The 12251-nt window shown below is 60.8% G+C and carries 11 protein-coding genes; 7 read left to right on the top strand and 4 right to left on the bottom strand.

Annotation, left to right across the window (positions count from 1 at the left end; all coding sequences use genetic code 11):
- Positions 1–14 precede the first annotated feature (14 nt).
- From QTL94_RS04300 to QTL94_RS04285, 4 genes are read right to left on the bottom strand one after another with little or no spacing between them, the layout of a single operon-like run.
- The gene (locus QTL94_RS04300) at positions 15–1088 is read right to left on the bottom strand and encodes a Gfo/Idh/MocA family protein (RefSeq protein WP_289800711.1); all 1074 of its coding nucleotides are present in this window, start codon (positions 1086–1088) and stop codon (positions 15–17) included.
- Positions 1089–1112: 24 nt separating this feature from the next.
- Positions 1113–1997: a carbohydrate ABC transporter permease gene (locus QTL94_RS04295; protein WP_289800710.1), complete on the bottom strand. Its 885-nt coding sequence runs from the start codon at positions 1995–1997 to the stop codon at positions 1113–1115.
- Positions 1990–2937, bottom strand: coding sequence for a carbohydrate ABC transporter permease (locus tag QTL94_RS04290; protein ID WP_289800709.1), 948 nt, complete (start codon positions 2935–2937; stop codon positions 1990–1992). The genes QTL94_RS04295 and QTL94_RS04290 overlap by 8 nt, the downstream gene beginning before the upstream one ends.
- Positions 2938–2941: 4 nt before the next feature.
- Positions 2942–4228, bottom strand: coding sequence for an ABC transporter substrate-binding protein (locus QTL94_RS04285; RefSeq protein ID WP_289800708.1), 1287 nt, complete (start codon positions 4226–4228; stop codon positions 2942–2944).
- A 200-nt stretch (positions 4229–4428) separates the two neighbouring features.
- On the opposite strand from QTL94_RS04285, the gene QTL94_RS04280 reads away from it, so the two are divergent.
- The 7 genes from QTL94_RS04280 (at position 4429) to QTL94_RS04250 (ending at position 12192) form a co-directional block, all read left to right on the top strand.
- Entirely contained in the window at positions 4429–5106 is a 678-nt protein-coding gene (locus tag QTL94_RS04280) for a TetR/AcrR family transcriptional regulator (protein WP_113520587.1), read from the top strand.
- Between the two features lie 132 nt (positions 5107–5238).
- Complete coding sequence (locus QTL94_RS04275) at positions 5239–6387, top strand: Gfo/Idh/MocA family protein (protein ID WP_289800707.1); 1149 nt, start codon at positions 5239–5241, stop codon at positions 6385–6387.
- 3 nt (positions 6388–6390) lie between these two features.
- Positions 6391–7554, top strand: coding sequence for a dihydrodipicolinate synthase family protein (locus tag QTL94_RS04270; RefSeq protein WP_289800706.1), 1164 nt, complete (start codon positions 6391–6393; stop codon positions 7552–7554).
- Between the two features lie 15 nt (positions 7555–7569).
- On the top strand, positions 7570–8397 hold the full coding sequence (locus QTL94_RS04265; RefSeq protein ID WP_289800705.1) for a sugar phosphate isomerase/epimerase family protein: 828 nt from the start codon (positions 7570–7572) through the stop codon (positions 8395–8397).
- Positions 8398–8439: 42 nt separating this feature from the next.
- The gene (locus tag QTL94_RS04260; RefSeq protein WP_289800704.1) at positions 8440–9711 is read left to right on the top strand and encodes a Gfo/Idh/MocA family protein; all 1272 of its coding nucleotides are present in this window, start codon (positions 8440–8442) and stop codon (positions 9709–9711) included.
- Between the two features lie 181 nt (positions 9712–9892).
- Entirely contained in the window at positions 9893–10912 is a 1020-nt protein-coding gene (locus tag QTL94_RS04255) for a LacI family DNA-binding transcriptional regulator (protein ID WP_289800703.1), read from the top strand.
- A 41-nt stretch (positions 10913–10953) separates the two neighbouring features.
- Entirely contained in the window at positions 10954–12192 is a 1239-nt protein-coding gene (locus QTL94_RS04250; protein WP_065691456.1) for an ABC transporter substrate-binding protein, read from the top strand.
- Positions 12193–12251 lie beyond the last annotated feature (59 nt).

The following is a 12251-nucleotide window of genomic DNA, read 5'->3' as shown; positions in this document are numbered from 1 at the left end:
TCCTCTCTGGTCCGTTATTTCGTTCTTGCGCGCCAATCGGCGTATTTGGGGCTATCCGGTCCAACCGGCAGAACAACTTCGCTGCCGCTGTCGGATGATTGGTAGATCGCCGTGACGAGTTCCAATGCGCGCCGCGCATCGCCGGTGGTCACCGGCAGTGGGCTGCGACCACTGAGATAGGCATGAAAATGCTCCATCTGCGTCGTGAAACGCGGGGCGACCGGCTGCCAGTCGCCGATGATGGCGTCGATCTTCGCCTGCACGTCATCATTCGCGGCAATGATCCTCCAGGGATCTTTGCCCGGCGAATAGGGTTCGTGGTTGCTTTCGAATGTGACGTTCTCGAAGTGCAGTCGAAGGCGGCTGATCTGCTCCTGCGAACCCAAGGTGCAGGACAGTGAAACGAACGCGCCGCTCTCCATCAGCAGGCTGGCCGATGCGCAGTCCTCGACCTCGATGTCGTTGACGCGGGTCATGACCCGGCCGAAGACCTTCGCAGCCGGCCCCATGAGATGCAGCAGCATGTCGTGCAGATGCAGCGCATGCGTTACCAGCACGCCGCCGAGCTCGGTCGCCCACTTTCCACGCCAGGGGACCGAATAATACTCGGCGGTTCGCAGCCAGAAGGTCTCGACGGACCCCATGTAGGGCTTGCCTGCGATGCCGGCCTCGATGATGCGCTTTGCCTTTTCGACGCCGTCGCCGTAGCGATACTGGAAGATCGGCATCAGCACGCCTTTGGCGGTCTTTTCCGCTTCCATGATCTGGTCGACACCGGCAAGCGAACCCGTCAGCGGCTTCTCGCAGATGACGTGCTTGCCGGAGGCCAGCGCGGCGATCACTTGTTCAAGATGGATCCCCGGCGGCGTGCAGATGTCGACGATATCGATGCCGTCATCCGCGAGAACCTCGGCAAATGACGTCGTGCGCTTTTCGATGCCGAACTCGTCGCCGACTTCCTTCAATCGCTCCTCGTTCAGGTCGCAGAGCGTCACCACCCTGAACTTGTCCGGATGCGGCAGGTAGCCTTCGACGATGTGGGAACGGCCGATGCCGCACCCGATGATCGCAACTGTCTTGATGGTCATGTCATTCATCCGGTGTCGTAGCCATCAACGCTTCATGCCTGTCGTGGCGATGCCGTCGATGAGCAGTCGCTGGAAGAACAGGAAGAAGAAGAAGACCGGCACGAGCGTCAGCGTGGACATGGCGAACAACCCGCCCCAATCGGATGCACTGGTGGAGTCGACGAATGTGCGAAGACCAAGCTGGATCGTGTAGGTGTTCATGTCGTTGAGGTAGATCAGCGGCCCGAAGAAGTCGTCCCAGGTCCAGATGAAGGAGAAAATCGCGGCCGTCGCCAGAACCGGGAGCGACAGCGGCAGCATGATCTTCCAGTAGATGCGCCAGGCGCTGCAGCCATCCATCATCGCTGCTTCGTCAAGTTCGCGCGGGATGCCGCGGAAGAACTGCACCATCAGGAAGATGAAGAAGGCATCACTTGCCAGGAACTTCGGTACGACCAGCGGCAGGATGGTGTTGACCCAGCCGAGGTTGAGGAACAGCACGTACTGCGGGATCAGCGTCACGTGGTACGGGATCATCAGCGTGCCGAGCATGATCGCGAACCAGAAGTTCCGGCCTGCGAAGCGCAGACGGGCAAAGGCGTAGGCGGCCAGCGAACAGGCGACCACGTTACCGATGACCGTCAGCACGGAGATGACGAGCGAATTCCAGAAGAAGCGGCCGAACGTGACGTCGAGACCGACCCACCCGCGAAGATAGGATGAAAAGTCGATCGACGACGGAATCAGCGACGTCGACGAGAAGATCTCGCTTTCCGGCCTGACCGAGGCCGAGACCATCCAAAGCAACGGATAGAGCATCAAAAGCGAGGCGAGGATCAGCAGTGTATGGATGATGATCGACGCTGGCCGGCTGCGCTTGGTGATGTCGGAGGGCGGTGCCGAGACGGCGGTGGTGATACCGTTAGTCATCGTAGTGTACCCAGTAGCGCGAGGACAGGAACGAGAAGGTGGTGAACACGGCAATGATGAGCACCAGGATCCAGGCGAGCGCCGAGGCGTAGCCCATGCGGAAGTTCCCGAAAGCCTCCTGATAGAGGTAGAGCGTGTAGAACAGCGTCGAATTGATTGGCCCGCCGGATCCGCCGGAGATGATGAAGGCCGGCGTAAAGGCCTTGAAGGCGTCGATCGTCTGGACCACCGCATTGAAGAAAATGACGGGCGTCAGCAGCGGCAGGGTGATCTTGTAGAACTGCCGGAATTTCGAGGCGCCGTCGAGGCTGGCAGCCTCATACATGTCGGTCGGAATCTGGCGCAGCCCGGCAAGGAAGATGATCATCGGAGAGCCGAACTGCCAGACGCTGAGCGCCACCAGCGTGTAGATGGAATAGCTCGGATGCGAGATCCAGCTCGGACCCTGTATGCCGACCTGCGCAAGCGCGGCATTGACGAGGCCGTCACCGGCAAACAGCTGCCGCCAGAGAACGGCGATGGCAACACTGCCGCCGAGCAATGACGGAAGGTAGAAGATCGCACGATAGAACGGGAGGCCGCGAACGCCCTTGTTGAGCGCCATCGCGACAAGCAACGCAAAGGTCAGCTTGAACGGAACGGACAGAACCACATAGGTCAGTGTGACCCGCATCGCGGCAGCGAACTTGGGATCGGCGGTTGCGATGCGCACGTAGTTCGCTGAGCCCACCCACTCCGGCGACCTGATCATGTCGAAGTCGGTGAATGACAGGTAGAGCGAGATCAGGGCTGGTCCGAGCGTCAGCCCGAAGAAGCCGATGAGCCACGGCAGGAGAAAAAGATATCCGGGTGCATTGGCAGCCCAGAGGCGTTTGAAACGCCCCTCGGCTGCCGCGCCCTTGCCGCTTTCGACAGCGGTCGCGCGCATCACATTGCTCATTGCACTAGCCCCGCGCGAGAAGTCGCGTGATTTCGTCAACAAGCTGCTTGGCACCGTCGCCCGCCGAAAGCTGGCCGAAGGCAACCTGCTCGGAGATGGTGCGGAGGGTTACCTGACCTTCGCCGGCTCCTGATGGAGGCGGCGGGGGCAGCTTGCCGGCGAGGTCGCCAAGTCCGCTGACATATTCAAGCGGGATCTTGCCGGTCTCATCCAGCTTCGCGGCCACGACGTCGCGCATCGCCTTCGATTCCGGGATGCCGCGTTCGACGTCGAGCGCCACGGCCGCATCGGGATTGGTGACGAAGAAGTTGACGTAGTCGACGGCCTGATCGAGCACCTTCGATTGCGACGAAACCGAGAAGAACATGGACGGCTTGCGGTAGTGGCCACCCTTGGAATCCGGCTTGATACGCATGTAGTTCGTCAGTGCCAGCTTATCCTTGCTGATCGCCTGGAAGCCGACAAACTGGTTGCTGTGCGCGTAATCGGCGGCAGCCTTGCCGAGCGTGACGGGGCTGGTGTCGATCGTGTCCTTGTAGAGAGCCTGAACGTCAGGCGGAACGCAGGCTCCGGCTTCGCGGAACTTGCTCCACATGTCGAACCATTCCGATGCATCGTCCACGCCGAACGCAATCTTGGAATCAGCCGTATAGAGCGCCTTGCCGCGCTGGCGCAGGTAATTTTCCAGAAGCGGCTCGTTGCCGCTGCCGTCGGCAAAGCCGAACATGCCCTTGCGCTTGCCGGCCTTGGTGATTTCGGCGCCAATCTTGCCGAACTCTTCCCAGGTGGTCGCCTGCGTGGGCAGATCGACGCCGGCTTCCTTGAAAGCGGTCGTGTTCAAAACGGTTGCCGCTGCATTGGCGCCGAGGCTGACGCCGTAAAGGTGGCCATCAACGCTGCCGCCCTCGACCTGCGCGGGATCGAAATCGCCGAGGCTGAGCTTGGCGGGCATATAGCTCTCAAGCGGAGCCAGCGCGCCGCGCCGGGCGTATTCGACGATGTAGCGATAGTCCATCTGGATGACGTCGGGGGCGTTGCGACCGGCGACCTGGGTCGCGAGGCGCGGCCAATAATCGTTCCAGCCCAGGAATTCCCCGGTGATTGAGATGCCCGGGTTCTTCGTCTGGTAAAGCTGGGATACCTTGTTGGTGCGGTCTGCGCGCGGTTGCGATCCCCACCAGAGAAGCCGCAGCCGAGCGTCCGCAGCGAATGCAGCCGACCCCAAGGCCGACATCGAAAGAAGCGTCGCTCCCCCCGCCAGAAAATGACGTCTGTTTACGCGTAGTGTCATCTGTTTTTCCTCCTCCTTGGGGAGCGCCTCCACACGCTCCTTGCTGGTTTCTCTTGCAACAAATAACTAATTGGTTACAAGCTATGGAGAAGGACCGAACCTGTCAAGCGCTGATGTCGCGGGCTCCATGTGGAATTCGTTTTTACATTATCATCGCGAAATATTATGAGCGCAGCGGGGATCAAAGGAAGGTAGGGCCAATGGATAGCGCCGACGGCAGTGGGGAAAAGAAGACGGCAAGGCGCCGCTCGTCCGAGCGTGTGCTGCAACGCGATCCGGAACGGACGCGCGCCGCGATCCTTGAGGCGGCAACGAAAGAGTTTGCCGAGAATGGCATGGGCGGTGCCCGGGTGGATGCGATTGCAGAGCGGGCAGGCACCAACAAACGCATGCTCTACCACTATTTCGGAGACAAGGAGCGGCTTTACCTGCACGTGCTGGAGGAGGCCTACGTCGCCATCCGCACGGCGGAGCGCGAATTGCATATCGGCGATCGCAGCCCGAAGGAGGGGATCGGCGAACTGGCGCTGTTCACTTGGCGTTATTTTCTCAAGCACCCTGAATTCCTCAGCCTGCTCGGCACCGAAAACCTTCATCGTGCACGCTGGCTGCGCCAGTCCGTGCGGCTGAAGGAGCTTCATTCTCACCTGATCGGTGAGCTTTCTCAGGTCATCGCCCGCGGTAAGGCGGAAGGTGTCTTCGCCGAAAACGCGGATCCGTTGAACGTCTATCTGACGATCGCTTCGCTCGGATATTTCTATCTTTCCAATCAATACACACTCTCGACGATCTTCGGCCGAGAGCTCGCCACACCCGAGAATCTGGATGCCTGGGAGCGCCACATCGTCCACGTGACGCTAGCCTCCATCGCCGCCTGATTTCTGAAATTTGGTTTTGTCTATTGACAGCCGCGCTTTTCGTCTGTCATCAAGTAACTGTTTAGTTACTGGCCGGGAGGAGCCGTGCAGTATGCGCCACCGGCCTCGCAAAGCTTTTGCAGGGAGAGAAACATGGCTCGTCTAGGGATTATTTTGCACGGCGTTACAGGCCGTATGGGCTACAACCAGCATCTCGTCCGATCGATCCTGGCAATACGCGATCAGGGTGGATTGGTGCTGAAGTCTGGCGAGAAGCTTGAGATCGATCCGATCATCGTCGGCCGCAATGGCGCCAAGATGGAAGAACTGGCGCGCAAGCACAACATCAAGCGCTGGTCCACGGATCTCGACGCGGCTCTGGCAAATCCTGCAGACCAGATCTTCTTCGATGCCGGAACGACCTTGATGCGAGCCGAGCTGCTCTCGAGGGCGTTGGACGCCGGCAAGCACGTCTACTGCGAAAAGCCGATCTCGGATGACCTGCAGGTGGCGATCGATCTCGCCAGAAAGGCGCGCGCTTCGGGTCTCAAGCACGGCGTCGTGCAGGACAAGCTGTTTCTGCCGGGCCTGCGCAAGCTGGCGCTCCTGCGCGATTCCGGCTTCTTCGGCAAGATACTCTCCGTGCGCGGCGAGTTCGGCTACTGGGTCTTCGAAGGCGACTGGGGCGTTCCGGCCCAGCGGCCCTCCTGGAACTACCGCAAGGCCGATGGCGGCGGCATCATTCTCGACATGCTCTGCCATTGGCGCTACGTCCTCGACAATCTCTTCGGAGAGGTGAAGGCCGTTTCGTGCCTGGGAGCAACCCATATCGGCACGCGCATCGATGAGCAGGGCAAGCCTTACCATTGCGACACCGACGATGCCGCCTATGCGACGTTCGAGCTGGACGGCGGGGTCGTTGCCCATATCAACTCGTCCTGGGCCGTGCGCGTTCGCCGCGACGATCTGGTCACATTCCAGGTGGATGGCACGCATGGCTCAGCGGTCGCCGGACTGACCAAGTGCTGGACGCAGCATCGCGTCAATACGCCGAAGCCGGTCTGGAACCCTGATCAACCGCAGACGATCGATTTCTACAACACCTGGGACGAAGTGCCGGATACTCAGTCGTTCGACAACGGCTTCAAGGCGCAGTGGGAAATGTTCCTTCGCCATGTCGCCGAAGATGCTCCGTGGCCTTACGGCCTGGAGGCAGGCGCCAAGGGCGTCCAGCTCGCCGAACTGGGATTGAAGTCATGGGCAGAGCGCCGTTGGCTCGACGTTCCAGCACTGGAGTTCTGAGCCGTGACCACGATCAACCTTCCTATCGACGGCAAGATAGTGCCCTATGAGTTGACCGGTTCTCCGATCGAGCTCAAGAAGCGCGACGCCAAGGACTTCTCCCGCATTGCCTATGCCGCCGCCCATGTCGTTGCGGACCCTCTTGCGGACAACGACCCATGGATTGCGCCCGCAATCGATTGGGACCGGACGCTGGCGTTCCGCCACCGGCTTTGGGACCTCGGCCTCGGCGTCGCCGAGGCCATGGATACCGCCCAGCGCGGCATGGGACTTGGCTGGCCGGAGGCGCGGGAGCTCATTCGGCGCGCGCTGGGGGAAGCCGCTGGCCGAAAAGATGCTCTCATCGCCTGTGGCGTCGGCACCGATCATCTCGTTGCAGGGCCTGATGTGACGATCGATCAGATCATCAGGGCTTACGAAGAGCAGATGGAGACCGTGGAGGCCGCGGGCGGGCGTATCATCCTGATGGCGAGCCGCGCGCTGGCCGCGGCAGCAAAGCATCCAGATGATTATGTCAGGGTCTACGATCGAATACTCAGGCAGGCGAAGCAGCCCGTCATCATCCACTGGCTTGGCGAGATGTTCGACCCGGCTCTTGAGGGCTATTGGGGTAACGTCGATCACATGAAGGCGATGTCGACCTGCCTGCAGGTGATCGAAGCCAATGCGGCGAAGGTTGAGGGCATCAAGATCTCGCTCCTCTCCAAGGAAAAGGAGATTGCCATGCGCCGGCAGCTGCCGGACGCTGTGCGCATGTTCACCGGCGATGATTTCAACTACGCGGAATTGATAGCCGGCGATGAACAGGGGCATTCGGATGCATTGCTCGGTATCTTCGATGCCATTGCGCCGGCCGCGTCCGCAGCCCTGGAGGCGTTGGGGGCCAATCGGGATAAGGAATTCTTCGAGCTGCTTGAGCCGACGGTTCCGCTCTCTCGTCATATCTTCAAATCGCCGACCCGCTTCTACAAGACGGGTGTCGTCTTTCTCGCTTACCTCAACGGTCTGCAGGATCACTTCGTCATGGTCGGCGGCCAGCAAAGCGCGCGTTCGCTTTCGCATCTCGCCGAGCTTTTCCGTCTCGCCGACAAGGCCCGTGTGCTTGCCGACCCAGACCGTGCGGTCGCTCGGATGAAGAATGTGCTGGCCGTGCACGGCGTCGTCTGAAGCGGGAGGATCAGAATGGTAGAAGGACTTTCGATCAATCTCGCGACAATCCGCGAGCAATGTGGCTTTGCCGCTGCCGTGGATGTTTGTCTGAAGCACGGCATCACCGCCATCGCGCCATGGCGCGACCAGGTGGCGGCGGCCGGCCTTGATGAGGCGGTGCGTATTGTCCGTGCAAATGGACTCAAACTGACGGGGCTATGCCGCGGCGGGTTTTTCCCCGCAGTGGATGCGGATGGTCGCCAGAAGGCGATTGACGACAACAAGCGCGCGGTTGACGAGGCTGCGGCGCTCGGCGCGGATTGCCTCGTGCTTGTCGTCGGCGGCCTGCCCGGCAGCTCGAAGGATATCGGCGCCGCCCGCCAGATGGTAGCCGATGGCATCGCGGCGACCCTGCCGCATGCGCGCGCCGCCGGCGTGCCGCTGGCAATCGAACCGCTGCACCCGATGTATGCCGGCGATCGCTCCTGCGTGAATACGCTCGGCCACGCTCTCGATATCTGTGAGCAGGTCGGTGAGGGCGTCGGTGTCGCGATCGATGTCTATCACGTCTGGTGGGATCCCGATCTTGCAAACCAGATCGCACGCGCCGGTCGCATGGACCGCATCCTCGCTCACCACATCTGCGACTGGCTCGTGCCCACCAGGGACATGCTGACCGACCGCGGCATGATGGGCGATGGCGTCATCGATCTGAAAGGCATACGACGGATGGTCGAAGGCGCGGGATTCTTCGGCGCCCAGGAGGTCGAGATTTTCTCGGCGGACAATTGGTGGAAGCGCCCGGCGGATGAGGTGATTGCCACCTGTGTCGAGCGCTACCGGAGTTGCTGCCAGGCATAGGCACGGAATTTCGTTTCAGCACGCATGAAGGAGGATCATCCGATGGAGAAACGCCGCTTTGCACTCATAGGAACAGGCAACCGCGGAACCACGATGTGGGGCAAGGAACTGCTCGCCGGTTGGCGGGAGCACGTGGATCTTGTCGCCATCGTGGATACCAATTCGCTTCGCGCCGAACGCGCGCGAACGATGATTGGCAGCAACGCGCCGATTTACGAGAACATCGATGCGATGCTGGCCGAGCAGCAGGTCGACATGGTCATCGTCTGCACACCCGACTATACGCACGACGAGATTGTCGTCCGGGCACTTGAAGCCGGCATCGACGTCATCACCGAAAAGCCGATGACGACTGCCGTCGACAAGATCCGTCGCATCCTCGACGCCGAGAAGAGGACCGGAAAGCGGGTCGATGTCTCCTTCAACTACCGCTATGCGCCGACGGCCGCGAAGATCAAGGAACTGCTCAACGCAGGCGAGATCGGCAGGGTCACTTCCGTGGATTTCCACTGGTACCTCGATACCAAGCATGGCGCCGACTACTTCCGCCGCTGGCACGCCTACACCGAAAATTCGGGAAGTCTCTTCGTTCACAAGGCGACGCATCATTTCGATCTGTTGAACTGGTACCTGGACAGCGATCCCGAGGCGGTCACGTCATTTGCCGATTTGCAGAACTATGGTCGCAAGGGCCCGTTCCGCGGCCCGCGCTGCAAGCTCTGTCCGCACACGCAAGAGTGCGACTACTATCTCGATCTGGAGGCCGATCCGTTCCTCGATGCGCTCTACGAGGATCCCTCGGAGATTGACGGCTACTTCCGTGACGGCTGCGTCTACCGCGAAGACATCGACATTCCCGATACCATGGTCGTCAGCATTCGCTACAAGAACAATGTCCATGTCTCCTACTCGCTGAATACATTCCAGCCGATCGAGGGACATCACATCGCCTTCAACGGCACCGAGGGACGCATAGAATTACGCCAGTTCGAAAAGCAGCCCTGGGAAACGCCGGATGAAGATACCATCCTTCTTATCCGCAATTTTCCGAAGGGCAGGGATGCCGTTGAACGCATCGTCGTGCCGCATTCGGCCGGCGGCCACTACGGCGGCGACGACAGGATGCGCAACATGATCTTCAAGCCCGGTATGGAGGACAAGCTCGGTCAGCGCGCCGGAACCCGCGCCGGCGCCATGTCGGTCCTCTGTGGCATTGCGGCTCTCAGCAGTTCGCGCAGTGGCAAAGTCGTGAAGATCGCCGATCTGATGCCGGAATTGGTAGGCAATTCAGCGGCAAGCTTGAAAGCTGGCTAAGGATAACCCTCTCCCGTCGATGAAAATGACGAGCGGCTCCCATCAGGAACCGCTCGTTTTCGTTTGCGGATCCTGCCGCAACCGTCTCTCAGCAAGAAACAAGATTTGAATGAGAAAACCTTTTCTCACTTGACGAACAGGAAGAGAAAAGGTTTTCTCACGAAAAATACGGGAGAGCGCGGTGGATATCGCGGGAGGAAAAAAAGGGCGGACCACGATCCACGATGTCGCGGCGGCGGCAGGGGTCAGCATATCCACGGCGTCGAAGGCGCTGAACGATACGGGCCGCATGAGCGCCGAGACACGGGAGCGTGTGAAGCGGGTCGCCGGAGATGTGGGTTTTCGCCCCAATGCGCTCGCTCGCGGCCTGCTGAGCAAGCGCAGTTTCACCATCGGCCTTCTGACGAACGACACCTACGGTCGTTTCACCTTGCCGCTGATGGCGGGCATTTCGGAAGCGCTTGTCGACCACGGCGTCTCGGTCTTTCTCTGTGCCATCGAGGATGATCCGGCGCTTGGCCAGGTTCACGTCGAGGCGATGCTGGAAAAACAGGTGGACGGCATTATTGCGTCGGGCAAGCGTCTGGATCGGCAGTTGCCGGTCGATCTTTCGAATGTGCCCGTGCCGGTCGTCTACGCCTTTACCGAAGGCGCACCGGATAGCGTCACGTTCCGTTCCGACGATGCGCAGGGCGCGCGTCTGGCGGTGGAATGGCTGGTGAAAACCGGTCGCCGCCGAATTGCGCATGTGACGGGTCCCGAAAGCTTCTTCTCGGTTCGCGAGCGTACCGGCGCCTATCGCGACGTGATCGGCGATGAGGGCCTGGTTCTTTACGGCCAGTGGGCCGAGGCCTGGGGGCACGAGGCAGTGGCCGAGATCTGGGCCGGGCAGGGCGAGCGGCCGGATGCGCTCTTCTGCGGCAACGACCAGATTGCGCGCGGGGCCGTCGATGCCTTGCGTGAGCGCGGCATTCGTGTGCCGGAGGATGTGTCGGTCGTCGGCTTCGACAATTGGGAGATTGTCGCCGCACAGACCCGCCCGCCGCTGACGTCGGTCGATATGGAACTCAAGGAGCTGGGACGACAGGCCGGTTTGACGGTTCTGGCGCTGGCGGAAGGGCGTGCGGTGGAAGCCGGCGTCAGGAAATTGCCGTGCCGTCTTGTGGTGCGGCAGTCATGCGGGGGAAACCCCACGGGTTGAGGAACCGGCGCGGAGGAGAGCGCCATTTTGGGAGGAAAGCCATGATCAAGCGTCTATTGGCAGCGACAAGCGTTGCTACCCTGTGCCTGGTGACAGGTGCATCGGCCGCCGAAAAGGTGGAAATGTGGGTTCGTTCCGGTATCGGCGAATCGTTCAAGAAGGTGGTGGAGGCCTATAACGCCAGCCACGAGAACCAGGTCGTTGCGACTGAAGTTCCGTTCTCCGAACTCGTCCAGAAATATGCCACCGCCATTGCCGGCGGTCAGGCGCCCGACGCGCTGTCGATGGACCTGATCTATACGCCGGCCTTTGCCGCAGCCGGCCAGCTCGAGGACCTGACCGACTGGGCGAAGAAGCTGCCCTATTTCAACTCGCTGTCGCCGTCGCACGTCCGACTGGGCACCTATCAGGATCACATCTACGGCCTGCCGTTGTCGGTCGAAACGTCGGTCTTTGCCTGGAACAAGGATCTCTACAAGAAGGCCGGACTTGACCCGGAAAAGGCGCCCGCGACCTGGGAAGAGATCACCGCTAACGCCGAAAAGATCCGCAAGCTCGGTGACGACACCTACGGCTTCTACTTCTCCGGCGGCGGTTGCGGCGGCTGCATGATCTTCACCTTCACGCCACTCACCTGGGGTGCCGGTGCCGATATCCTGTCGGCCGATGGCAAGACCGCGACGCTCGATACGCCGCAGATGCGCAAGGCGGTCGGCTACTACCGTGACATGGTCAAGAAGGACTTGGTGCCGGCTGGTGCTGCGAGCGACAATGGCGCCAACTTCCTGAGCTTCACCAACGGCAAGATCGGGCAGCAGAGCCTTGGCGCCTTTGCAATCGGCACGCTGGTCACCGAGCACCCCGACATCAACTTCGGCGTGACGCTGATCCCCGGTGTTGACGGCCAGCCGTCGTCCTTCGCCGGTGGCGATAACTTCGTCATCACCAAGGGCACCAAGAAGATCGACGCCGTGAAGGACTTCCTCGAATACATCTATTCGATGGACGGCCAGAAGACGATGGCGAAGTACGGCAGTCTGCCGACGCGCGGCGACATCGCCGACAAGGTGCTTGAAGGCCTCGATCCACGCCTGCAGGTCGGCCTGAAGGCCATCAGCGTTGCCAAGACGCCCTACACGCTGCAGTTCAACGATCTGATCAACAGCGCCAACGGTCCGTGGGCAACCTTCACCAACGCCGCGATCTTCGGCGACGATGTGGATGGTGCCTTCTCGACCGCGCAGTCCGAGATGCAGTCGATCATCGACAGCGGCCAATAATCTCCCAAAAGGCCGCGGCCGGAGGATTGTGGCAGTCCTCCGGCCGGTTTTCCCAGAAA

The organism is Rhizobium sp. S96, assembly GCF_030382195.1.
Taxonomy (GTDB): Bacteria; Pseudomonadota; Alphaproteobacteria; order Rhizobiales; family Rhizobiaceae; genus Rhizobium.
Note: the sequence above shows the minus strand (reverse complement) of the source record. Positions and strands in the feature narration are given on the sequence as shown.